The organism is Proteus sp. STS61-E, from assembly GCF_040932335.1.
GTDB lineage: Bacteria > Pseudomonadota > Gammaproteobacteria > Enterobacterales > Enterobacteriaceae > Proteus > Proteus mirabilis_B.
Genome location: NZ_JBFQGE010000001.1, coordinates 776907 through 801813 on the forward strand (window position 1 = coordinate 776907; position 24907 = coordinate 801813).

General features: G+C 38.8%; 18 protein-coding genes. 8 read left to right on the forward strand and 10 right to left on the reverse strand.

Annotated features, from left to right (window positions below):
• Positions 1–5 precede the first annotated feature (5 nt).
• The 4 genes from rbbA (at position 6) to AB4J89_RS03690 (ending at position 7284) form a co-directional block, all read left to right on the forward strand.
• Complete coding sequence (gene rbbA / locus AB4J89_RS03675; RefSeq protein ID WP_368468428.1) at positions 6–2762, forward strand: ribosome-associated ATPase/putative transporter RbbA; 2757 nt, start codon at positions 6–8, stop codon at positions 2760–2762.
• On the forward strand, positions 2763–3890 hold the full coding sequence (locus tag AB4J89_RS03680; RefSeq protein ID WP_088495525.1) for an ABC transporter permease: 1128 nt from the start codon (positions 2763–2765) through the stop codon (positions 3888–3890).
• Between the two features lie 270 nt (positions 3891–4160).
• A complete protein-coding gene (locus AB4J89_RS03685; RefSeq protein WP_088495526.1) occupies positions 4161–4550 on the forward strand; it encodes a hypothetical protein in 390 nt (129 codons plus the stop codon).
• On the forward strand, positions 4537–7284 hold the full coding sequence (locus AB4J89_RS03690; protein ID WP_368468123.1) for a phage tail protein: 2748 nt from the start codon (positions 4537–4539) through the stop codon (positions 7282–7284). Before AB4J89_RS03685 ends, AB4J89_RS03690 begins: the two co-directional genes overlap by 14 nt.
• A gap of 43 nt (positions 7285–7327) precedes the next feature.
• Here AB4J89_RS03690 and kdpE read toward each other — a convergent pair whose 3' ends face one another.
• From kdpE to AB4J89_RS03720, 6 genes are read right to left on the reverse strand one after another with little or no spacing between them, the layout of a single operon-like run.
• The gene (gene kdpE, locus AB4J89_RS03695) at positions 7328–8011 is read right to left on the reverse strand and encodes a two-component system response regulator KdpE (RefSeq protein ID WP_368468125.1); all 684 of its coding nucleotides are present in this window, start codon (positions 8009–8011) and stop codon (positions 7328–7330) included.
• Positions 8008–10728 (reverse strand): two-component system sensor histidine kinase KdpD, encoded by a 2721-nt coding sequence (kdpD, locus tag AB4J89_RS03700; protein WP_368468127.1) that lies wholly within the window; start codon positions 10726–10728, stop codon positions 8008–8010. The genes kdpE and kdpD overlap by 4 nt, the downstream gene beginning before the upstream one ends.
• Position 10729: 1 nt before the next feature.
• On the reverse strand, positions 10730–11326 hold the full coding sequence (gene kdpC, locus AB4J89_RS03705) for a potassium-transporting ATPase subunit KdpC (protein WP_349474205.1): 597 nt from the start codon (positions 11324–11326) through the stop codon (positions 10730–10732).
• Between the two features lie 10 nt (positions 11327–11336).
• A complete protein-coding gene (kdpB, locus tag AB4J89_RS03710) occupies positions 11337–13394 on the reverse strand; it encodes a potassium-transporting ATPase subunit KdpB (RefSeq protein ID WP_088495531.1) in 2058 nt (685 codons plus the stop codon).
• Positions 13395–13405: 11 nt separating this feature from the next.
• On the reverse strand, positions 13406–15109 hold the full coding sequence (gene kdpA / locus AB4J89_RS03715; RefSeq protein WP_088495532.1) for a potassium-transporting ATPase subunit KdpA: 1704 nt from the start codon (positions 15107–15109) through the stop codon (positions 13406–13408).
• A 2-nt stretch (positions 15110–15111) separates the two neighbouring features.
• Positions 15112–15195 carry a potassium-transporting ATPase subunit F gene (locus AB4J89_RS03720; RefSeq protein WP_100158289.1) on the reverse strand — a complete coding sequence of 28 codons (84 nt, stop codon included), beginning with the start codon at positions 15193–15195 and terminating at the stop codon, positions 15112–15114.
• Between the two features lie 227 nt (positions 15196–15422).
• On the opposite strand from AB4J89_RS03720, the gene AB4J89_RS03725 reads away from it, so the two are divergent.
• Both AB4J89_RS03725 and AB4J89_RS03730 read left to right on the forward strand, forming a co-directional pair.
• Positions 15423–16109, forward strand: coding sequence for an ankyrin repeat domain-containing protein (locus AB4J89_RS03725; protein WP_088495533.1), 687 nt, complete (start codon positions 15423–15425; stop codon positions 16107–16109).
• Entirely contained in the window at positions 16109–16570 is a 462-nt protein-coding gene (locus tag AB4J89_RS03730; RefSeq protein ID WP_088495534.1) for a nucleoside deaminase, read from the forward strand. The genes AB4J89_RS03725 and AB4J89_RS03730 overlap by 1 nt, the downstream gene beginning before the upstream one ends.
• A gap of 104 nt (positions 16571–16674) precedes the next feature.
• Here AB4J89_RS03730 and dmsD read toward each other — a convergent pair whose 3' ends face one another.
• The 4 genes from dmsD to dmsA all read right to left on the reverse strand — a co-directional run bounded on the left by dmsD (position 16675) and on the right by dmsA (position 21388).
• The gene (gene dmsD / locus AB4J89_RS03735; protein ID WP_088495535.1) at positions 16675–17286 is read right to left on the reverse strand and encodes a Tat proofreading chaperone DmsD; all 612 of its coding nucleotides are present in this window, start codon (positions 17284–17286) and stop codon (positions 16675–16677) included.
• A gap of 175 nt (positions 17287–17461) precedes the next feature.
• Entirely contained in the window at positions 17462–18319 is an 858-nt protein-coding gene (locus AB4J89_RS03740; RefSeq protein WP_368468131.1) for a DmsC/YnfH family molybdoenzyme membrane anchor subunit, read from the reverse strand.
• Position 18320: 1 nt separating this feature from the next.
• A complete protein-coding gene (locus tag AB4J89_RS03745) occupies positions 18321–18938 on the reverse strand; it encodes a DMSO/selenate family reductase complex B subunit (RefSeq protein ID WP_023582154.1) in 618 nt (205 codons plus the stop codon).
• Positions 18939–18949: 11 nt separating this feature from the next.
• Positions 18950–21388: a dimethylsulfoxide reductase subunit A gene (gene dmsA / locus AB4J89_RS03750; protein ID WP_270753242.1), complete on the reverse strand. Its 2439-nt coding sequence runs from the start codon at positions 21386–21388 to the stop codon at positions 18950–18952.
• 680 nt (positions 21389–22068) lie between these two features.
• On the opposite strand from dmsA, the gene AB4J89_RS03755 reads away from it, so the two are divergent.
• A complete protein-coding gene (locus tag AB4J89_RS03755; RefSeq protein WP_088495538.1) occupies positions 22069–23439 on the forward strand; it encodes a sucrose-specific PTS transporter subunit IIBC in 1371 nt (456 codons plus the stop codon).
• A complete protein-coding gene (locus tag AB4J89_RS03760; RefSeq protein WP_368468134.1) occupies positions 23440–24846 on the forward strand; it encodes a sucrose-6-phosphate hydrolase in 1407 nt (468 codons plus the stop codon).
• The last annotated feature ends 61 nt before the right edge of the window (positions 24847–24907 follow it).

A 24907-nucleotide genomic window follows, 5' to 3' on the forward strand; every position in this document is an offset into this window, starting at 1 on the left:
AAACAATGAGAACGCAAAGTCATTCTCATATCATTGAATTGACTCATGTATCCCAACATTATGGCGATACCAAAGCGCTTGATGATGTGACATTGGCTATTCCTGCTGGAAAAATGGTCGGATTAATTGGCCCTGATGGTGTAGGGAAATCGAGTTTGATCTCTCTTATTTCTGGTGCGAGAGAAATTCAAACAGGACAAGTAATTGTTTTAAAAGGTGATATGAATGATGTTGAACACCGAAGAGCCGTTTGTCCTCGCATTGCTTATATGCCTCAAGGATTAGGTAAAAACCTTTATCACACACTTTCTGTTTTTGAAAACGTTGATTTCTTTGGCCGTTTATTTGGTCAATCAAAACAAGAGCGGGCTGAACGTATTAATGACTTACTTGAAAGTACCGGTTTAGCGCCGTTCCGCGATAGACCTGCGGGTAAACTTTCTGGGGGAATGAAACAAAAACTAGGCTTATGTTGTGCGCTTATTCATGATCCAGAATTACTGATCCTTGATGAACCTACTACTGGGGTTGACCCTTTATCACGAGCACAATTTTGGGAATTAATTAATCGTATACGTAAGCGTCAAAAAAATATGAGTGTATTAGTTGCGACCGCTTATATGGAAGAAGCTGAACGTTTTGATTGGCTGGTTGCTATGGATGCAGGAAAAATATTAGCAACAGGTCACGCTGATGAATTAAAAGCCCAAACTCATACTGATGAACTAGAAGCTGCTTTTATCGAATTACTACCAGAAGAGAAAAAGAAAGATCACCAAAAAGTTATTATCCCGCCAAGAGATAAAAGTGACGATGATACTATCGCCATTGAAGCACAAGATTTAACCATGCGTTTTGGTCAATTTGTTGCCGTAGACCATGTCAGCTTTCGTATCCCTAAAGGAGAAATTTTTGGTTTCTTAGGATCGAATGGTTGTGGTAAATCAACCACCATGAAAATGCTAACTGGTTTACTTGAAGCAAGTGAAGGGCGAGCATGGTTATTTGGTCAAGAAGTTGATCCTAAAGATATTGAAACTCGCCGTCGTGTTGGTTATATGTCACAAGCATTTTCACTTTATAGTGAATTAACTGTGCGACAAAATCTTGAGTTACATGCCAAGCTTTTTCATATTCCAGAAGAGGAAATACCTCAGCGTGTTAAGGAAATGAGTGAGCGTTTTAATTTAACTGACGTCGAAGAAATAATGCCCGATGGTTTGCCATTAGGTATTCGTCAGCGTTTGTCACTTGCTGTCGCTGTTATCCATAAACCTGAAATGTTGATCCTTGATGAACCCACTTCAGGGGTTGACCCCATTGCGCGAGATATGTTTTGGAACTTGATGGTTGATTTATCTAGACGTGACGGTGTCACTATTTTTATTTCAACTCACTTTATGAATGAAGCGGCGCGTTGTGACCGAATGTCATTGATGCATGCTGGTAAAGTATTAGTGACAGATACACCTGCGAATTTAGTTAAAAATAGCCAATTTGATACCCTTGAGGAAGTCTTTATTGATTACCTTAAAAAAGCATCTGGTGAGCAAGAAGCACCTGAACTTGATGAAAAAAGCCTACAACTTCCTGTATCTAGTCATGAAAGTGCTGAAAAAGCATTAAAACAGCGATTTAGTTTACGACGTTTATTTAGTTACAGTATTCGTGAAGGTATGGAGTTACGCCGAGATCCGGTGCGTCTTACTTTAGCGTTATTAGGTACGGTGATCCTGATGTTTATTATGGGTTACGGTATTAGTTTGGACGTTGAAAACTTGCGTTTTGGTATTATGGATAGAGATAAAACAGGGCTAAGTCAGGCATATAGCCAAAACCTTTCAGGCTCTCGTTATTTTATTGAAAAAGCACCAATCACAGATTATGACCAACTGGAAAAGCGATTGCGTAGTGGTGATATTACTGTTGCGATTGAAATTCCACCTAACTTTGCACGCGATGTTGCTAAAGGTCATACCGTAAAAATAGGTGTTTGGATTGATGGTGCAATGCCTAATCGGGCTGAAACTGTTCGTGGTTATATTCAGGCAATGCATTCAACATGGATGCTTGATATGGCTATGCGTCAACCCACTAATGTAGTTGATAAGTTGGCACCTATTAATATAGAAACTCGCTATCGCTATAATCCTGATGTAAAAAGTTTACCCGCAATTGTACCCGCAGTTATCCCACTTTTATTAATGATGATCCCTGCAATGTTAAGTGCGTTAAGCGTCGTTCGTGAAAAAGAGCTTGGTTCTATTATTAATCTTTATGTTACCCCCATCACCAAAGCAGAGTTTTTATTAGGTAAACAATTTCCTTATATCTTATTGGGTATGTTTAACTTTTTTATGCTCTGTGCGCTTTCGGTCTTTGTATTTGGGGTGAGTTTTAAAGGGAGTATGTTAACGCTTTCTTTAGGGGCATTACTGTATATCACTATTGCCACAGGAATGGGATTACTTATTTCATGTTTTATGAAAAGCCAGATTGCTGCTATTTTTGGTACTTCCATTATTACATTAATTCCAGCAACACAATTTTCGGGAATGATTGATCCTGTTTCGTCACTGGAAGGTATCGGTAAATGGATAGGGCATATTTATCCTACATCTCACTTTTTAACTATCTCAAGAGGGACATTCTCTAAAGGATTAAACCTTTTTGATTTACCTTGGTCTTTTATTCCTTTGCTTATCACTATCCCAATTGTTATTGGGTTGAGTGTCTTTTTCTTGAAAAAGCAGGAGGCTTAAATGTGGCGCACAATCCAAAATGTGTTTAATTTAGGCGTAAAAGAGCTACGCAGTCTCTCTCGTGATAAAGCGATGCTGGCATTAATTGTGTTTGCTTTCACTGTATCAATTTATTCATCAGCGACTGTTACTCCTGGCTCATTACATCACGCTCCAATTGCCGTTGCTGATCAAGATAAATCACAGTTATCTGCACGTATTGTAAATAGCTTTTATATGCCTTATTTCTTACCTCCAGCTGATATTACTCCTGAGCAAATTGATGGTTTGTTAGATAGAGGGGCTTATACCTTTGCGCTCGATATTCCGCCTAATTTTCAGCGTGATCTTTTAGCCGGTCGTAAACCTGAAATACAAGTTAATATTGATGCAACGAGAATGAGCCAAGCTTTCTTAGGTAATAGCTATATTCAAAACATTGTCATGGGTGAAGCAAAAACATTTTTAGCGAAAAATAGAACCAACGATCCACTACCTGTTGATTTGGAAGTTAGAATGAGTTTTAACCCAAACCTAACACAATCTTGGTTTGGCTCTGTTATGGCAATTATCAATAATATCACGATGTTATCGATAGTATTAACGGGGGCTGCATTAATAAGAGAGCGAGAACACGGCACCATTGAGCACTTGCTGGTTATGCCTGTAACTCCTTTTGAAATTATGCTTTCTAAGATATGGTCAATGGGATTGGTTGTATTATTGGCATCAGTGATGTCACTGGTATTAGTCGTGAAATCGCTACTTCATGTTCCTATTGAAGGTTCTGTTTTATTGTTTATGTGTGGTGTTGCTTTAAGCTTATTTGCGACAACCTCAATAGGCATTTTTTTAGGAACAATGGCACGCTCAATGCCTCAATTTGGTTTATTAATGATTATGGTATTGTTGCCATTAAACATGTTATCAGGAGGGATGACATCACGAGAAAGTATGCCTCAGTTTGTACAGGATGTAATGCAAACAATGCCAACCACACACTTTGTTAGCTTAGCTCAGGCTATTTTATATCGTGGTGCTGACTTCTCTATTGTATGGCCACAATTTATTATCTTAATTGTTATTGGTTCGGTGTTTTTCTCATTAGCATTATTACGTTTTAGAAAAACCATTTCGGCGATGGCCTAATAAATTTAAATATTAATCGATAAATTAACCTATTTTCTTCTATTATTAAATATAGAAGGAAATGGGTTTTTTATTAATCTAATTATTTCAATTTGGTGTTTTTACTTAATAATGAACTTTCAATAAATAATATTCACTAAGGTAAATAATACATTTAAGATAAGATATTAAGTAAAATCCATTAATAAACAACCTTATCCATCGTTAGAGTAATGAGATTAATATATTTTTATTGATTACTTTAAATGTATTTTAAATAAGGCTAATTTTATGAAAATAATAAGAATATTAAAAACAGTAATAAGAGAAAGAAAAGTTAATAAAGAAGAACAAATTGGTATAGATATAATGGATATTAAACCAATTAGAGATAAATTATATTTACCTTATTCTATAAATGCTTGGTATACCACAACGCTTAATGAACCGATAACGTTTATTCAACTTCCTACAGCTATATCTGGCTCTCAGATTTTACTTCATATGACGCAAGGTTCAGGCGCAAATCAAGTCGTTTTTATTGATGAAGTATTATGGCCTTTAGGTCGTAAACCTCTCTTATCATGGAATAAAGATGCTATTGATATGATTCAATTTATTGCCCTTAACGGAACGTGGTTAGGGCGATTTATTGGTGGAGGTATGCATGTATCAGAATGATAATTTAATGTCTGTCTATAATTTGTTATTTGGGCATCAACGTTTTCTAGATAATAATACCGGTTTAACAACAGATAGAAGTAAACAGCATTTTGTTTTTAATCCTGATGGTGTTTTATCAAATAATAGACATACAATCGGATATACACGTTTAGAGTCACAACCTAATGGAGATGCAACAACTGAAGGTCAATCTTTACAAATATTAGGTTATCTCTATGTATATAAAGCAACAAAAGATAAGTATTGGCTAGATAGGGCAATCTGGTGTTTTGATGCCTATATAAAATATTTCTATCAAGAGCAAGAAATACCCGATCCACCCCATGATAGATGGTTAAGCCAATGGATTATTAATGGCAAAGAGCCTACTTTATCTAATTGGCCAATTAACTTTAATGAACCTACTAATTCAGGATTTATTGATACTGGAATCATGTTTGTTGATGGAATATGTCAAATACCACACGGCGCTCCTTATTGGGGAGAATATCTTGATATCGTGACACAAGCTTATCGTGGCGTATTATCTTATCCCAATATAAATGCCCGAGTTGTCGAACTGAATAATGATGGAAGTATTAATTGGAGCCAAAAGGGTGAGTCTGTTGAATTAGCATGGTTGATTGATTTATATGGACGAAAAATTGATAACCAAGGTCATATTTTAGAAGAAAGAGCTATTGAACCTAAAGGCTATGTAAAAATGGCATCGCCAATTAATGGATTATGGAAATTGTGTCATGCCAATATTCAACCTGTTGAACAAGGCGGCTTTCTGATAACACGAAATATGGCATGGCATAATCGACCACTCAATATTCCTATTATCGATAAACGAAATTATGGTAATGCCGCTGATGCTGAAGAATGGTTTTTAGAGGCAAGTTATACATTATGGAAAATAACGAAAGAACGCCGTTATTGGTTAGCTTGGCGAAACAGTGCATTAATGTGTATGCGATATGCGAATATTGATTCTAACGATAAGTTTTTCAGACAATCTACCACTGAATTAAGTCCATTCACTGATGGGATTTCCTACGAGTATCACTACCCCAAGAGCCGTCATATCTCTCTTGATAGAAATAAACAAGGTTTTATTCGAATAGAGACAGATGGAAATGCAGTAGTGACTTTAGAACAACAAAGTATTTCAAAGAAAATTGATCAGAACTCTAAAATAACTATTAATGTAGGGGGAATCGATAAAAATAAAGTACCATTAAAAGTCAGAATTAATATGGATACTATTTCACAAAGAAATAGTGATGTTGTGAAAAATTGGTTTTTACACCTTCCTCATACCGCCATTAATAATGACGTTATAAAGTATGAATTCAATGTAAGTTCATTTATTCAAAAAAATGAAGATATTGAATATCTTACAGTTAGTGATGTGGGGTATATTAAACTCGACGAAGATATCGAAACTTCATTTGAGTTCGAAGATAATATTATTGATGGTCGTTCAGCCGTTGTACAACATGTGCGACTCAAAGAGAACAGTAAATTTATGGTGGGCTTTTGGTTAACAACTGAAGGAAAGGCGATACCAACATCATTTACGTATAAATTGGATAGAGATAAATGGAAAATTATTATTTACGATTCTGATCGTTGGCGTTGGTATTGGATATTACCGATGACAGAAGGCCAGTGGTCTACTCTTCAATTAACGCCTGAAACACTTATATTAATGGATTATCAGCCTTATTATTCAAGCAATGAAATTAAACCCACACATCCGAATTTAGAAGCAGTCTCTAGTATCACTCTTGCTATTTATGAACTTGAAGAAGACGATAGTTCAGAAATCACTTGGTATTGCTTTAACGATATACCAACTCATTTTAATGATCTTGATGGTTGGACACATAAGTTTTCAATCACTCTATCTGGTAATGATAGTTTTGAAGGGCTGATTGGTGATTGTGACATTAGCTATAATGACCTCAATAAGCTCGCATATACACCCGGCGTTATTCCTTTCTCCAATAATTCTACAAAAGATTCATCTCAATTTGATTCATGGCGTGGATTACCTTATCCCGGTTATCAACATCCATTTATTTATATTTATGAAGAAAATGCGCAGATACATTTAGAAAATATGTGTCAGTTTCTGTTTGATGCTCAGAAAGCTTATGAAGATAAATTTAAGATAAAAGGACCCGTCGCGATGGCATATGTGTGGAACCGATGGGATAACATTGAGTATGGTGAGGCAGATACCTTTATTTTTAATCATTGGGGTAGTGATGCATGGGCAGGCTATCAACCTCGTGCATTCGCTTCTGCTGCCAGAGCGTGGTATGAATTAGTTTTATGTCAGAAAAGCATTCCTGAAAATCTTATTCAATTTACAAATAATTGGGTTGATTATCTTATTCATTTCTTTGAAAAAGTCGGCGGGTTTCCTTGTGAATTTCCTGCTGACTCACCACCGCCAGAAAATCGAAATTTTGTTGGCCATATGACAGGATTATGGCTGTGTGGCCTCTGTTTTGCTTCTTTGTCTGGATGCAAAAATAACAAGCTAGATTGGATCATTGAAAAGTCTGTTACTGAACTTATTGAACACTATCACGTGGTGTCTCCGACAAGCCCAATGAATGGGAGTTGGTCTCCTGCGGTAAGAAAAGGAAGTGATAATGGGATGTTTTATGGTTTCTGGTCAGGTGAGATCTTACGGGGATTAGGTATGTATATATTGTATAAACAAGAAAGCTGATTAATGAATAAATTAACCTTGCTTATTTTCCTATTACCCTCAGTTACGGCATAAATCGATAGCCGATCCCTGTTTCTGTAATTAAATGCACAGGACATGTGGGATCGGTTTCTAGTTTTTGGCGTAAATGACCCATATAAATGCGCAAATAGTGGCTATGTTCAACGAAATTAGGCCCCCAAACATGTTGCATTAAATGCCGTTGAGTAAGCACTTTTCCGCTGTTATTAACCAATTCACTTAGTAAACGAAATTCAGTCGGCGTTAAATGAACGGGTTCACTTTGACGAGTGACAATACGATTAACCCAATCAATCGTAATATCACCAAAAGTAAATTGTGTATTCTCGCTTTCCTGTTTAACAAAACGGCGTAGTGACGCTCTGACTCTGGCTAATAACTCACTAATACCAAAGGGTTTAGTTAGATAGTCGTCCGCTCCTGCATCAAGCGCTTTTACTTTGTCTTGTTCCGAATCCCGAGCTGAAAGGACGATAACGGGTGTACTACTCCATTGGCGAAAGTCTTGAATAAAACAGAGCCCATCTTTATCAGGCAAGCCAAGATCAAGAATAACTAAATCAGGCTTTCTTGATGCGGCTTCAATTAACCCTCGTTGGCATTCACTGGCTTCATAAACACGAAATCCTTCGTTCTCTAAAGCAAGTCGAACAAAGCGTAAGATCTCTTTTTCATCTTCAATAATTAAAATGTTATATGGAGTCACTGTTTTATTTCTATCTCATCAATATCAGGGAGTGATTTTAAAGGTAAAACAAAGTGGAAACTTGCTCCAGCTTTTTTATGGTTTTCAGATAAATTATGGTTTTCAGCCCAGATTTCACCTTCATGTAAGCGAATAATCGCGCTACATATTGCTAAACCTAACCCAACACCAGGAATTGCGGATTCTTTTACTGCACGTGAAAATTTATTAAAAATAAGTTGCAGTTGGTCAGTTGGGAGCCCATGACCTTCATCCCACACTTCAACATGAATTTTAGACGTTTCAATATAGGCTCTTACGCCTATTTTTGTGTTTGATGTCGTATATTTCACTGCATTTTCAAGTAAGTTTGTGATAACTCGCTCAATTAAATTACCATCACAATACAACAATAAATCAGCAGGAATATCAATTTCTAATGGATGTTTATCAAGTAAATAAGAGAGAGAACGAATAGCGCTTCCTGTAATTTCTTGCAGCGAATTCCATTGTAAATTTACTTGAATACCACCAGATTGAATACGTGCCATATCAAGTAAATTATTGACTAAACGCGAGGTTGTAAGGATTTGCTGTCGAATTTGATTAACTTGTTCTGTATGCGATGAACCTTCAGCACTTAAATCGAGAAGCAAAATCTCTGATTGCCCAAAAAGCACTGTAAGCGGTGTTTTTAAATCATGAGAAAGTGCCGCTAATAATGCATTTCTTAATTGTTCTCGTTCGATATTAATTCGAGATTGTTCTGCAATTTCAGCTTGTTGCAATCGTTCGAGTGCATTAGCAATTAAACCATTAAACGTTTGCAATAGCTGCTGTTGTTCCGGAATAAGCAATTGGCGAAGATTATTCGGCTCAATGGCTAAAATGGCTAAAACTTGTTGAGAAGCCGTGATCGGATGTAATTGGTAGGGAACACTGGGTAACGTATCTGTACCTGCACCTGCAATTTGGTCTTTATCACAACACCAGCGTGCAATGGCATTATCAATAGGTAAATTCCCCATACCTTCAGCATGAAAAGGCGTTAATTCACCTTGTTTGTTGGGGAGCAATAAGCAAACTTTGGCATCAAATGCACTAGATAAAAAATGGTAACTAGTACGAACAACGTCTTGTAACGTTACGGCTCGCCCCAGCTCTCTTGTCATTTCAAATAAATGACGAGTGCGTTGTTCTCTATAACGAGCAACACGTGTTTGATAACGCATACCCGCAGTTAAATTACCGACCACCAATCCTACAATAAGCATGACTGTAAAAGTGATCAAATATTGCATATCGAGTACAGCAAGCGAAAAGTGAGGCTGTACAAAGAACAAGTCAAAACTAATAACGTTGATTAATGCTGCAAAAATAGAAGGGCGACGGCCAAAAAAGAGTGCGATTAATACAACACCCAATAAATAGAGTGTCACTAAATTGGCTTTATCAAGTGCTAATAGAAATGTGCGAGAGAATAAGGTGATCGCTAAACATATTCCTATCGCTGTAAGATAACCTTTTATCTCTTGTCGCCATTTCTCATTTTGTAGTGGTGCTGTTTTGGTTTTATAACGGATCTCCTCGTCGTTAAGAGCAACACTGATAACATGGAGGTCGGGTGCATAGCGTGCTAGTTTTTCTGCAAACCGCATCCGTATCCAGCGTTTTAACCATTGCCATTTTTGATAAGCACGTTGGCCAATAATTACTTTTCCAAGATTATGTTCTCTGGCGTAACGGATCACGGCTTTTTCAGCTTGGTTATCAGAAAGGATCGCGGTTCTTGCACCTAGATGTTGTGCCAGTTTTAAAGAGTGCAAAATTGCCCGGCGTTTATGCTCACCAATTTGATGAAGTTTAGGGGTTTCAACATAAATAGCATGCCATTGGCAACCAAAGGCGGCAGCATAACGGGCTGCCGTGCGAACTAATTTGTCGTTACCGCCATGAGCACCGAGACATACCATCAAACTATCTGTGGTGTGCCAAACAGGGGATGCTCCTTGGCTATCTCGAAACTCTTTAACTTGTGTATCAACTCTATCTGCCATACGACGTAAAGCTAATTCTCGTAGTGCGATTAAATTACCTTTACGGAAAAAATGTTCGATGGCACGTTCTGCTTGTCCGGCTAAATAGACTTTGCCTTCATGTAAACGTTGTTGCAGATCATCTGGCGGTAAATCCACCATAACAACTTCATCGGCACTATCAAAAATATAGTCAGGGATCGTCTCTTGAACACGAATTCCTGTAATGCTTCCCACAATATCATTAAGACTTTCAATATGTTGCACGTTTATTGTGGCAAGTACATCAATACCCGCATCCAACAATTCTTCCACATCTTGCCAGCGTTTAGGATGTCGGCATTTATGTGGATTACTAAATGCCAGTTCATCCATTAAAATCACCGCTGGATGTCTGGCTAATGCGGCATCTAAATCAAACGCTACAAGCTTTCTACCATGATGATGAATACGTTGTGGTGGTAATAAAGGTAATCCATGAAGTAACGCAGCCGTTTCTTGTCGTTGGTGCGTTTCAACAACACCAGCAAGCACATCAATACCTTGCTGGTAGAGGCGTTGGGCTTCTTGTAGCATGGCGTAAGTTTTTCCTACACCAGCACAAGCGCCAAAAAATATTTTTAGCCGCCCACGAGTTGTTGTTCGCGTTGAAGCGAGTAAATCATCGGGTGAGGGGCGTTGCCACTGCTTTTCGAGTTCCATTTTATTGAGTACTCACTTTCTGCTGTTTTTCTGCACTTAATTTATCTAGTGACTGATTTAGCATAAATACATTCACAACGGGTTCACCCATAAACGACATTAGTGGTGATGTTGTATTGTCTTTTATTAATTGCTCAATTTCATTTTTAGTGAGTTGGCGAGAATATGCAATATTCTCAATTTGATAATAGGCTGCTTGTAATGAAATATGAGGATCAAGCCCACTTCCTGATGCTGTGACTAAATCAACAGGGACAGCATGTTGATTATGCGTTGTTTTTTTCCATGTTTGGATGCGTTTGGTTATCTCATTAAGAAGTAATGGATTTGATGTTGCTAGTTGGCTAGCACCTGATGCCATGCTGTTATAGGGCATTTCTGACGTCATTGATGGGCGACTTTTAAAATAATCATCCCGCGTAAATTGCTGCCCAATCAATTCAGAGCCAATAAGTTTATTATCTTGATAAACGAGTGAGCCGTTTGCTTGCCACGGAAAAATAAGGTTGGCTAATCCGGTAACAAGTAAAGGATAGGCTAACCCAGTTATTAGTGTGAGTAATAATAACATCACCAAAGATGAACGAAATAGATGCATATAGAACTCCTTAAAACCCAATAAACGCTAAGATCATATCGATGATTTTAATGCCAATAAAAGGGACTAATAACCCGCTGATCCCGTATAAAGAGAGGTTACGACGCAATAATGAGTGCGCAGAAACAGGGCGGTAATGAACACCTTTAAGGGCAAGAGGGATCAAAAAGACAATAATTAAGGCATTGAAAATAACGGCAGATAGCATTGCAGATGCGGGTGAATGTAGATTCATGACATTAAGCATATTGAGCTGAGGATAAGTGACTGCAAAAGCCGCAGGAATAATGGCAAAGTATTTGGCAATATCGTTAGAAATACTAAATGTGGTTAAGGCTCCTCGTGTCATTAGCATTTGTTTACCAATATGCACCACTTCGATTAATTTTGTTGGATTAGAATCTAAATCAACCATATTTCCCGCTTCTTTGGCGGCTTGAGTACCTGAGTTCATCGCAACAGCGACATCCGCTTGTGCCAATGCGGGAGCATCATTAGTGCCATCACCGGTCATTGCGACTAATCGACCTTCTGATTGATACTGACGAATTAATGCTAATTTTGCCTCAGGTGTTGCTTCAGCCAGAAAATCATCAACCCCTGATTCTGCTGCGATAGCCGCCGCCGTAAGATGATTATCGCCAGTGATCATGACCGTTTTTATACCCATTTGGCGAAGTTGAGCAAAACGCTCTTTAATTCCACCTTTCACAATATCTTTAAGTTCAACAACACCTAAGATTTTCTGATTTTCAACCACCACCAGCGGTGTTCCACCGGTTCTTGCTACTTGCTCGACTATTGTGGTGACTTCATCAGGAAAATGACCGTGACTGACTTCAATATGGCGACGAATAGCATCAACAGAACCTTTACGGATCAAGCGTTCACCTAAATTGACGCCACTCATTCTTGTCATTGCAGAGAAGGGAATAAAAGAAGCGCCAATTGACGCTAAATCGCGTTCGCGCAAATTAAAACGCTGTTTAGCGAGGATCACAATGCTTCTGCCTTCAGGCGTTTCATCTGCAAGCGAACTTAGCTGCGCTGCATCCGCAAGCTGTTTTTCGCTAATACCTGAAAGAGGAATAAAACGAGATGCTTGGCGATTACCCAGTGTAATGGTGCCTGTTTTATCAAGAAGTAAGACATCAACATCACCTGCGGCTTCCACAGCGCGCCCACTGGTTGCAATTACATTGGCATCAAGCATTCGGCTCATACCTGCTACACCAATTGATGAAAGTAAGCCACCGATCGTGGTAGGAATAAGACACACTAATAAAGCAATCAAGGTTACTACTGAAATAACAGCGCCATGCCCTTGAAATTCGACAGCAAAAACACTGAAAGGGTAAAGAGTGATACATGCCAATAAGAAAATCAGTGTGAGAGCGGTTAGCAAGATAGTTAAAGCCACCTCATTTGGCGTTTTTCTACGTTTAGCGCCTTCCACCATTCCAATCATGCGATCGAGAAATGAATTTCCAGCTTCAGCAGTGCAACGAATGATCAGCCAATCTGACAATACTCGAGTTCCGCCGGTTACAGAAGAAAAGTCACCACCTGATTCACGGATCACTGGTGCTGATTCCCCTGTAATCGCGCTCTCATCAACAGAAGCGCCACCTTCAATCACTTCACCATCACAAGGAATAACTTCACCAGCATTGACTAAAACGATATCACCTTTATGCAGTGAGAAAGAGTCCACGGTTTCTTTCGAGGCATTAATGTCTGCGTGATGTAAACGTATCGCTTTGGATTGTTGTTTTGCGCCACGTAAGCTCGCTGCTTGCGCTTTGCTCCGACTTTCTGCTAATGACTCAGCGAAGTTGGCAAATAGCAATGTCACCCATAACCAAATCATCACTTGTGATGTAAAGTGATTATCATTAGGGAGATAACCTAACAGCGAAGCAATCCAAATTCCGGTAGTTAAAAGCGCGCCAACATAAACAATAAACATAACGGGGTTACGCCATTGTGCTTGAGGTGTGCATTTTTTTATTGCATCAAAGAAAGCCGACATCACGGTTTTTCTATCAAAAAGTTGCGTTGTTTTCATGATACGTTTCCTTATTTAGCCCAAAACAGCTGTAAGTGTTCTGCAATAGGGCCAAGTGCTAATGCCGGAACAAAGGTCAGAGCGCCGATCATTAATACAGTGAGGATCAATAACAAAATAAATAGCGGTGAAGTGGTAGAGAGTGTTGCTAAGCTTTCTGGCTGACGTTTTTTTACGGCTAAACTACCTGCGATAGCCAAAACAGGTAACATGACACCAAAGCGACCAATCAACATGGCAAGACCTAATAATAGGTTGTAAAAAGGTGAGCTGGCGTTAAGCCCAGCAAAGGCACTGCCGTTATTATTCGCAGCAGAAGTAAAGGCATATAACACTTCACTAAAGCCATGAGGGCCTGGATTTAAAATGGCTTCGCGACCAACATCAGTAAATAAAGCGAGGGTTGTACCTAATAAAACAACAGCAGGAGAGATTAAAATAGCAACAGCTACCCATTTCATTTCAGCAACACCAATCTTTTTACCAAGGTATTCAGGTGCTCGTCCAACCATTAATCCAGCGATAAATACAGCTAATAATACATAGAGGATCATGCCATAAAATCCTGATCCCACACCGCCAAAGACCACTTCTCCGGTTTGCATTAACCACATTGGTACCATGCCACCTAAAGCCGTTAATGAATCATGCATGGCATTGACTGCACCACAAGATGCCGCTGTTGTGACAGCAACAAAAATCGCGCTACCAATTATGCCAAAGCGTGTTTCTTTGCCTTCCATATTCAGCGAGCTATCTGTACCCGCAAAGATAAACTCTGGATTTCCTTGCCATTCAGCCCAAGTGATCACAGCAACAGCAACAATAAAAATTAACGTCATAGCCCAAAGCAAGGTATAGCCTTGGCGTTGTATCCCACTTAAACGACCAAAAGCAAAACACAAGGCGGTAGGAATAAGAAATATGGCAAGTATCTGCAAGAAGTTACTTAATGACGTTGGGTTTTCGTAAGGATGGGCTGAGTTTGCCGCAAAATAGCCACCACCATTTGTACCCAATAGTTTAATTGCTTCTTGAGATGCGACTGGACCCATTGGTAACCATTGTTGGTGTCCATCAAGACCTTGGCTTAATACCGCAGGATGAAAGTTTTGTATAACGCCTTGGCTGACAAATAACAGCGACCAAATAACGGCTAAAGGCAATAAAACATATAACGTAATACGTCCAATATCGATCCAAGCATTCCCTAATGAAGTACAAGAAGATTGTGTTAATGCTCTAATTAAAACGAAGGCAACAGCAATACCGGTTGTTGCAGATAAAAAGTTTTGTACTGCAAGCCCCGTCATTTGGCTTAAATAACTGACAGCCGTTTCACCACTGTAAGCTTGCCAATTAGTATTTGTGATAAAGCTAATTGTGGTATTCAACGCTAAATCCCAATTCATATTAGGGGCAAATTGAGGATTTAAAGGTAAATAGCCTTGGTTAAGTAATATGACAAATAATAGAATTGCGCCCATTAAATTAAAAATAAGTAGGGCAAACATATAGTGATACCAGCTCATCGGCTGGATTGTTTTTCCTGCGGGTTTAAAACCACAACAACGCCAAATAACATGTTCGGTTTGAGTTACCCAATGAGGTAAGTCACCTTCAATAAGGCGAGCTAAATAATGTCCAAGCATTTTCCCCATCACCAATAAGGTGATCAGAAAAACAGCAAGATATATCCACATCGTTGTTGCCATTTTTAAAATGCCTCTGCGTTAAATAACACATAGATAAGATAAGCAGTGAGCAAAACAACTAATGTCACAGCACCGAATATCAGCATCAGAACAATCCTTTTACTATTTAGATTGAGTGAGCGTACTTAATGGACTGTAAAGATGTTGATAAAAGAGATAGGTGAAGTGTAAAAAAAGTATAAAAATGGCTGATAGGTGATCCATTGACTCCTTGATTGGTTGAAATAATGTCATGCCTTTGTTAGATCTAAGCTAGGTTCAAATAATATGCTAATTAAGTGAATAGAAATTAGCACTCTCTAGGGGATATTGAATGAATACTCTCTATCTAAAGGCCAAATGGTTTTTATACTTCTTAAGCTTATTAATAATTTCATCTATCTTCATAGTTAAAGCGATGGCAAATTCTGATAAAGCATACCTAGTTACACTGGCACAAGAGGGAAATTTATCTGAATTAAAACGTCAGATAGAACAAGGTGCAGATATTGAACAACGTGATCTAAAGTTACGCACACCGCTAATGGCGGCCACACATACCAACCAAATTGAGGTTGCAAAATATCTGATTGAGCATGGCGCAGATGTTAATGCTCGTGATGCTATTCATGATTCACCATATCTTTATTCAGGCGCTAGAGGTTTACAGGAGATCTTAGAATTAACGTTATCGCATGGTGCCTCGCTTAAAAGTGTTAATCGTTATGGTGGAACAGCATTAATTCCTGCTTCAGAGCGAGGTCATGTAAAAACAGTAAAAACATTGATTGATGCTGGTGTGGATGTTGATCATATTAATCGTTTAGGTTGGACGGCTTTAATCGAAGCTATTATTTTAGGTGATGGTAGCCAAAAATATGAAGAGATTGTGACTTTACTTATTGAAGGCGGAGCTAACGTTAACCTCGCTGATGGCTCTGGCCAAACACCATTAACCTTAGCTAAAGATAAAGGCTATACAAACATCGTTAATATACTTGAAAAAGCGGGAGCAAAATAATGTCAGATAATCAATTTATACAACAAGCTATATCGCTTGCAATGGATAATGTGAAAGTGGGGGGAAGGCCATTTGGTGCGGTCATTGTGAATAATGATCAAGTGATTGCAAGTGCTGTTAATCAAATAGTAACGACAAATGATCCCACTGCCCATGCAGAATTATTAGCATTACGAGAAGCAGGTAAAGTATTAGGGCGAACAAAATTAGATGACTGTATTGTTTATGCCAGTGGACAACCTTGCCCAATGTGTCTTGCCGCAATGCGTATGGCGGGGATCTCTAAAATTTTTTATGCTTATTCTAATGAGGATGCAGAGCCTTACGGACTATCGACAGCCCGTATTGCTAAAGCATTAAGAAAGGTACCAGAGCAACAAGAAGGCCTTCAATTTGTACAGATAAAAGCTGAGAATGAAATGCAACCTGAGCTTTATCAGTATTGGTCACAGCAATCTTAAAGATGCTAATTTTTCTATAAATAAAAGTCCTAAAAGCGAGAATTGAAGTAACAGCATAAGATCAGATACTTTTAGGACTTTTTATTTTTACTATTGATGACTAATCAACAAAATAGTTGTTTTTCAGCAGGGGTGACATTTAACTGCGATTGCCAACTTTTGAGCGTTAATGTTGCCAACATGGCTAAACCTTCGTAATAAGGGAATGCGCCTTGCAGAGATAATTTCTCTAAATAACGATAAGCCCACGGCAGAAGATGTTCAGCTAATAGCTCATTTAATTTTTCAGGGCGAGTTTCTGCAATCCATGCCACCATCATCACCATTAAACCAAAGTGATCTTCTGGCTCATTTTGAGTTAACGCAATATCAATGCCGTTTTCTAGCATCCATTCGCGCAAATCTAATGTTGAGTTACCGAATAATACATTTTCATGATCAAGGTAAACAGAGCCCCAAGGTGGCGCAGGTAGTGCGTAAGGACCGACAAATAAACGTTGATATGCCTGCGCTAAAGTTTCTTCCGCTAATGTGGTTTGTGAAAGAAGGTTAGCAATGCGTTGCTTTTCTTCATCACTGCCATAAGGCCATTCTTCAACCCACTTTTGACTAGACAGCAGCTCGACAATGTCACTTTTCTCTGTAGGTGCGTAATAAAACGCAGCGCCTAAAATACGGGCAGTGAGAGAAATATCAGTAATAAGTTGTTGTTCCATAATATTTTTATAATCCGCTTAGATTTATTGTCTTTACTATATGCGATTTTCTATCTAAACATAATGACGAAGATTAAAAAAGAGCGATACCGTAATATAAAAGGAAAACCGCCATAACAGATAAAAAGAGTGTGCTTTTTAACTATTACAGCGGTTTAAAGGGGTGAGGAATTAATTAACCAACCACCGCCATACCGACAGTCATATGTAAACCATAGAACACACCGCGTCCTATAAACTCACCGGCAAACACTAAAATAAAGCCCAATGCTAACAAAGCAACAGATGGGTTATTTTTACGTAACAGTGGAGCAATCCAGCAACTTAAGCCTAAGACTAAAGCCACTAATTTAATTCCCATTAAAGCACCATAGTTAGGGACTAAATCTACCGCTTTTTGTACAGAGGTTTGAATAGAACCTAATTCAAAACCTTGTGATGTTGCCACAATGGCACTCACAACAATTGCGATAACACTTAATAATGGCAATGCACTGACGCAGTTTAGATTAAAGCCTGCAATCCGCATTAAAAGTGCCGCTAAAATAGGGCCACCGATAAAGGCTGTCAGCACAAAATTAAATGTGGAGTAGCTGTTATACCACGTTGGAACGGTATCAATTTGGTATACACGAGAGATAGCCGTAATAAATAATGCGGCTAATACCATAACCAGCACGACCCATAATTTACCTAATGCAGCCGGCATTTTATTAAGTACAGCCAGTAACCAATAAATACCACCCAGTGCAAAGAAAATTGAACCGCTGGCAATTTCATTACTTAATGATGAGTGACCAAGACGAAGCAATGAGTTAAATGCACGTAATGGTGTTCCCATATGCATCATGGAGAGCAAGAAACCAATACCCATTAATGCCCAAAGACCAAACATGCTGTAATGCACTTTTCGGTTCATTTCTGCTGAAAGCTTACCCGAAAGAATAGCGCATCCCATAATAATAAAAGCGCCAGCAACACTTTGACCGATAACGGTAAAAAACATTAGTGGCCATTCATGCAATCCCACCATCTTACACCTCCTCTGGGTTTGCCAGATGACCAGTGGTATCACCCACAGGACGGCTATTGGCATTTAATTTAAGGACAATATTTGGCTTGGTGTATTTTGCTGAAGGAAGCGGGGCGATTTCAGCTAAATCACCATATTTAGCGCGTAACTCTTCAATCGGTGCCATATCTAATGCACGTAGTGGGCAAGATTCGACACAAATTGGTTTTTTGCCTTCCGCCACACGTTCATAGCAACCATCACATTTAGTCATATGACCTTTGACTTCATCAAATTGTGGTGCGCCGTAAGGGCAAGCCATATGACAATAGCGACAACCGATACAAATATCTTCATTAACGACAACAAAGCCATCTTCACGTTTATGCATCGCACCACTTGGGCAAACTTTGGCACAAGCGGGATCGTCACAGTGGTTACACGAAATAGATAAGTAATAAGCAAAAACGTTTTGTGTATAAACACCATCTTGCTCTGTCCAATCACCACCTGCATATTCATAGATACGGCGGAAATTAACTTCTGGAGATAAATTTTTAAAATCCTTGCACGCCAGTTCACAGGTTTTGCAGCCAGTGCAACGACTTGAATCAATATAAAAACCATATTGCGTTGACATAACCAGACTCCTTACGCCTTGACGACTTCAACAAGATTACTGTGAGAAGGATTACCCTTAGCGAGAGGTGAAGGGCGTTGTGTCGTTAACACGTTAATGCTACCTGCGTGGTCGATACGGTTACTATCTGGGTTATACCAAGCCCCCTCACTTAAACCGACAACGCCCGGTAAAATACGAGGTGTGACTTTTGCATTGATTCGAACTTCACCACGATCGTTATAAATACGCACTAAATCACCGTGTTTGATACCGCGTTTAGAGGCATCAACAGGGTTGATCCACATTTCTTGAGGGCAAGCTGCTTTTAAGACATCAACGTTGCCATAAGTTGAGTGAGTGCGTGATTTATAGTGGAATCCGGTCATTTGTAATGGATATTTTTCCATTGCCGGATCGCCATAACTTTCAAAGCCAGCGGAATAGACAGGCAGTGGATCAATCACATCGTCAGACGCCAGTTCCCATGTCGCTTTAATGTTGGCAAGTTGAGAAGAATAAATCTCAATTTTGCCTGATGGTGTGGTTAATGGGTTATTTTCAGGATCTTCACGGAATTTGCGATAGGCAACGTGATGACCTTCAGGATCGCGTTTTTTGAAGATACCTTGAGCACGGAATTCTTCAAAAGTCGGCAGTTCAGGTAAGTTTTGACGAGATTGCTCGTAAAGATGACGTAACCACTCTTCTTGAGTACGATTTTCAGTGAATTTTTCACCCACCCCCATACGTTTTGCAATTTCGCTTGTCATTTCATAGATATTACGGCTTTCAAAGCGAGGTTTGATTGCCTGATCAGCGAAAATAACATAAGCCATATTACCCGCTGAAGCATCCATACAGAAATCCATCTGTTCTGATGCGGTGCAATCAGGAAGTAGAATGTCGGCATATTTAGCAGATGCTGTCATGTGGTTATCGATCACCACAATCATTTCGCATTTTTTATCGTCTTGCAAAATATCATGAGTACGATTGATTTCAGAATGTTGGTTAACTAAGCAGTTACCCGCGTAGTTCCATACCATTTTGATAGGCACATCAAGTTTATCTTTACCACGAACACCATCACGGGTCGCAGTCATTTCAGGGCCACGTAAAATAGCATCCGTCCACATAAACATGGAAATGCTGGTGGTGACAGGGTTAGTTAAAGTCGGCATACGAACAAAAGGAATACTGTAAGAGCCTTCACGAGCACCAGTATTACCGCCGTTAATTCCCACATTACCCGTTAAAATAGAGAGCATCGCAATAGCGCGAGAAGCAAGCTCACCGTTAGAACGGCGTTGAGGTCCCCAGCCTTGTGTAATATAAGCTGGTTTCGCTGTTGCGATTTCACGTGCTAATTTAACAATTCGTGAAGCAGGAATACCGGTGATCTGCGCTGCCCATTCTGGGGTTTTTGGCTGACCATCTGCACCGTCACCTAAAATATAGGCCTTATAGTGACCATTTTTTGGCGCACCTTCTGGCATAGTGGTTTCATCGTAACCAACACAATATTTATCTAAGAAAGGCTTATCAACTAAGTCTTCTTTGATCATGACATAAGCTAGAGCATTGACTAATGCAGCATCTGTTCCCGGACGAATAGGTATCCATTCATCTTCACGGCCTGCACCTGTATCGGTATAGCGTGGATCGATGATAATCATTCGAGCATCAGATTTTTCACGTGCTTGCTCAACGTAATAGGTAACACCGCCACCACTCATACGTGTTTCACCCGGATTATTACCGAACATCACGACAAGTTTGGTGTTTTCAATATCTGAAGGGCTATTACCATCTGCCCAACCACCATAGGTATAGTTTAAGCCAGCCGCGATTTGCGCCGTACTATAGTCACCATAGTGATTAAGATAACCACCGCAACAATTCATTAAACGTGCAATTAATGTTGCACCTGGTGGCCAAGACTTCGTCATGGTGCCACCTAAAGTACCCGTGCCGTAGTTTAGATAAATAGATTCATTACCATAATCTTTAATTAAACGTTTCATGGTATTTGAAATAGTATCAAACGCTTCATCCCATGAAATACGTTCAAACTTACCTTCACCGCGTTTACCTACACGTTTCATCGGGTAACGTAAACGGTCTGGATTATAAACGCGACGACGCATAGAACGGCCACGTAAACAGGCACGAACTTGGTGTAATTCTTCGTAGACATCATTGCCAGTGTTGTCAGTTTCGACGTACTTAATTTCACCATCAACCACATGCATACGTAATGGACAACGGCTACCGCAGTTTACAGTACAGGCGCTCCACACGACTTTTTCGCTGTTGGTTGCTGGTTTTGTTTCTGAGGCAACGGCTTGATTAAAGGGGAGTGATAATCCACCTGCGGTTATTGCTAAACCACCCGCTGCACCCGTTTTGACAAAACGACGGCGAGATAAAGGAGTGGAAAGTAACGCCATCTCTTTGATGTTTTTCATACATTACTCACTTGATTATTTACATTTTAAGAAAAAATAGAAGCTAACAAGCTTATAAAGAAATAATTATTGTTATTGTTGTTAAGAAATAAGCACTTTAACGTAGGCAATAAAACCCAACTGTTAATGTGGATACTACGTATTTTCTAAAAGTTGTAGTTGCTTTACATCAAAGAAAAGTGATTTATTACAAGTGTTACCAGTTTTTAAGGTCATCTTAAGCTTTTGTATTAGTTATATTTAATCATTTGATTAATAGCTTTATATAAATAAATATATAACGATTAATTAAGTGTTTTGATGTTATCAGTAACATTTGTTGAGTGTATTTTCTTGTTTCTATCTATATGATTTTCTTAGCCCAATAGTCATTTTTATTAATCCTTAGCTATCATTTTTAGAAGCTATAATTATCTAACAACCAATTAACCTATTTAGCTAAACAAAAATTAAAATTTGTTTAGCTTGCCGATATTGTTAATTACTTTTAGAAGTCTTAATTTGATTAATAAACACGCTTTTTTGTAGTTTAGATCACAATTAAATACCCTTTATCTGAGTTTTTATTGCTATCTTGAATTGATTTTTATTTAATCTAGCTGTTAGCTAAACCGATTTAGTTTTTTTTGTGATTAAACTAATACTCGCTACATAAATAAAAAAGAATGACAGAGGCTATGATGAATATTGAAAAAGTTGCTCACCAGCTTGTGCCTTTATTAGGTGGTGCTGAAAACATCGCAAGTGCAGCACATTGCGCTACGCGCTTAAGGCTTGTTCTTGTTGATGACTCAAAAGCAGATAAAGAAGCAATAAATAAATTAGAGGGTGTGAAAGGGTGTTTTAGTAATGCAGGACAAATTCAGGTTATCTTTGGCACAGGTCTCGTTAATAAAGTACATGCTGCATTTATTGCGGCTGCGGGTATTGGTGAATCAAGTAAATCCGAAGCTGCCAATATTGCGGCTAAAAAACTCAATCCATTTCAACGAATAGCAAGACTGCTTTCTAATATATTTGTACCCATTATTCCCGCCATTGTAGCGTCAGGTTTATTAATGGGATTATTGGGATTAATGAAAACTAACCAATGGGTAAGTCCTGATAATGCACTCTATATCATGCTTGATATGTGTAGCTCTGCGGCATTTATTATTTTACCTATTTTAATTGGTTTCACAGCCGCAAAAGAGTTTGGCGGAAACCCTTATCTTGGTGCGACACTCGGCGGAATTTTAACGCATCCCGCATTAACTAATGCGTGGGGTGTTGCTGCGGGTTTTAACACCATGAATTTCTTTGGATTAGAAGTCGCCATGATTGGTTATCAAGGCACTGTTTTCCCAGTATTACTTGCCGTTTGGTTTATGAGTGTATTGGAAAAACAATTACGTAAAGTTGTTCCTAACGCCCTAGACTTAATTATCACTCCATTTTTAACCGTTATTATTTCGGGGTTTGTCGCGTTATTAGTCATTGGTCCAGTCGGTCGTCTTTTAGGCGATGGTATTTCATTAATTTTAAGTACCTTGATTACACAAGCCGGCTGGATTGCGGGGCTGATTTTTGGTGGACTCTACTCTGTGATTGTTATCACAGGTATCCATCATAGTTTTCATGCGGTTGAAGCTGGTTTACTAGGCAATCCTAATATTGGGGTTAATTTCTTATTACCTATTTGGGCAATGGCGAATATTGCTCAAGGTGGTGCTTGTATTGCCGTTTGGTTTAAAACCAATGATGCAAAAATTAAAGCAATCACAATCCCATCAGGTTTTTCCGCTATGTTAGGTATCACTGAAGCGGCAATTTTTGGGATTAATTTACGTTATGGAAAACCTTTTATTGCTGCGTTAATTGGCGGTGCTGCTGGAGGCGCTTGGGTTGTAGGTTCTCATGTTTATATGACCGCGGTTGGTCTTACTGCTATTCCGGGTATCGCGATTGTACAAGCAGGTTCAATTATGAATTATGTTATTGGTTTAGTGATTGCATTCTTAACAGCCTTTGTTCTTTCTCTTTTACTGAAATATAAAGTGGAGTCTGCATAAATGATAAAAAGCGAAGGGTTATCTGCGATTTTACAAGCGGTTATGCGTAATAGTACTAAAGCTGTAAAAGATAAATACTATCCTCATTGGCATTTAGCACCAGTAACGGGATTATTAAATGATCCCAATGGATTTTGCTTTGATGGTGAATACTATCATCTGTTTTATCAGTGGAACCCTTTGTCTTGTGAGCATAAAAATAAATGTTGGGGGCACTGGCGTTCAAAGGATCTTATTACTTGGCAACATCAACCCATTGCGTTATTGCCTGATGAATTTTATGACAAAGATGGCTGTTATTCTGGTAGTGCGGTGATCCATCAAGGGCAATTAACTCTTTGTTATACCGGTAATGTAAAATTTGAAGATGGCTCACGCACAGCTTGGCAATGTTTAGCCGTAGAAAATAAACAAGGAGGTTTTGATAAGTTAGGGCCAGTCTTAGGGCTACCAGAAGGTTATAGTGGCCATGTTCGTGATCCTAAAATTTGGCGATATAACAATGTATGGTACATGGTATTAGGCGCACAAACGTTAGATAAACAAGGTAAAGTTTTACTTTATCGTGCATCTCACTTATATCAATGGCAATTAGTCGGCGAGTTAGCCGGAAGTCATTTAGGTGGTTTAAATGACGTGGGTTATATGTGGGAATGCCCAGATCTCTTTGAGCTTGATGGACACTTTATTTTATTAGCTTGTCCTCAGGGAATAAAAAAAGAGCAACATCGATTTTTAAATTCTCACCCTAGCGCCTATTTAATAGGAGATTTTGATTATTCAACCCTGCAATTCCAATATGGTGATTTAATTGAGCTAGATGCTGGTTTTGAATTTTATGCACCTCAAACAACACTAGCTAATGGTAGACGTCTATTATTTGGTTGGATGGGGGTTCCTGATGGAGAAGAAATGTATCAACCGACTATTGCTAATGGTTGGATACATCAAATGACATGCCCGCGTGAATTATATATAAAAGAAAATAAGCTTTATCAACAACCCGTAAAAGAGTTACAGCAACTCAGACAAAAGCCAGCATATTGGCAAGGTTTGGCTGATAATGCGCCAGACATTAATGGATTTTCGTTTGAACTTGAAGTAGAACTATTCGGCTCTCTCGCTATTCATTTTTCTGATACTCTTGTTTTAACTATTAAAAACAACCAAGCCGTGTTAAAACGCCGTAGTGTCAAAAACGGAGAGTGGCAATCACGTTTCTGGTCTGGTGATATAAAACATCTTCAAATATTATGTGATAATTCTAGTGTGGAAATTTTCTTTAATGGTGGAGCTGGCGTGATGAGTAGCCGTTTTTTTCCTTCAGAAAAACAGACTATCTGTTTCTTGGGGAAAGACACAATAAACCTCACAACTTGGCAACTAAAGAATGCATTATTTAGTTAAATACGACTATATAAACGATAAAACAGTTTAAGTTCAGCGGACGTGACATTAAGTAGAATAA

Coding starts and splice junctions, on each gene's coding strand:
- AB4J89_RS03725 (WP_088495533.1), top strand. CDS start 15,423: ATGAATACTCTCTATCTAAAGGCCAAATGGTTTTTATACTTCTTAAGC.
- kdpD (WP_368468127.1), bottom strand. CDS start 10,728: ATGGAACTCGAAAAGCAGTGGCAACGCCCCTCACCCGATGATTTACTC.
- AB4J89_RS03730 (WP_088495534.1), top strand. CDS start 16,109: ATGTCAGATAATCAATTTATACAACAAGCTATATCGCTTGCAATGGAT.
- AB4J89_RS03755 (WP_088495538.1), top strand. CDS start 22,069: ATGAATATTGAAAAAGTTGCTCACCAGCTTGTGCCTTTATTAGGTGGT.
- AB4J89_RS03680 (WP_088495525.1), top strand. CDS start 2,763: ATGTGGCGCACAATCCAAAATGTGTTTAATTTAGGCGTAAAAGAGCTA.
- AB4J89_RS03685 (WP_088495526.1), top strand. CDS start 4,161: ATGAAAATAATAAGAATATTAAAAACAGTAATAAGAGAAAGAAAAGTT.
- dmsA (WP_270753242.1), bottom strand. CDS start 21,388: ATGAAAAACATCAAAGAGATGGCGTTACTTTCCACTCCTTTATCTCGC.
- AB4J89_RS03740 (WP_368468131.1), bottom strand. CDS start 18,319: ATGGTGGGATTGCATGAATGGCCACTAATGTTTTTTACCGTTATCGGT.
- rbbA (WP_368468428.1), top strand. CDS start 6: ATGAGAACGCAAAGTCATTCTCATATCATTGAATTGACTCATGTATCC.
- AB4J89_RS03760 (WP_368468134.1), top strand. CDS start 23,440: ATGATAAAAAGCGAAGGGTTATCTGCGATTTTACAAGCGGTTATGCGT.
- kdpA (WP_088495532.1), bottom strand. CDS start 15,109: ATGGCAACAACGATGTGGATATATCTTGCTGTTTTTCTGATCACCTTA.
- AB4J89_RS03690 (WP_368468123.1), top strand. CDS start 4,537: ATGTATCAGAATGATAATTTAATGTCTGTCTATAATTTGTTATTTGGG.
- AB4J89_RS03745 (WP_023582154.1), bottom strand. CDS start 18,938: ATGTCAACGCAATATGGTTTTTATATTGATTCAAGTCGTTGCACTGGC.
- kdpC (WP_349474205.1), bottom strand. CDS start 11,326: ATGCATCTATTTCGTTCATCTTTGGTGATGTTATTATTACTCACACTA.
- kdpB (WP_088495531.1), bottom strand. CDS start 13,394: ATGAAAACAACGCAACTTTTTGATAGAAAAACCGTGATGTCGGCTTTC.
- AB4J89_RS03720 (WP_100158289.1), bottom strand. CDS start 15,195: ATGCTGATATTCGGTGCTGTGACATTAGTTGTTTTGCTCACTGCTTAT.
- dmsD (WP_088495535.1), bottom strand. CDS start 17,286: ATGGAACAACAACTTATTACTGATATTTCTCTCACTGCCCGTATTTTA.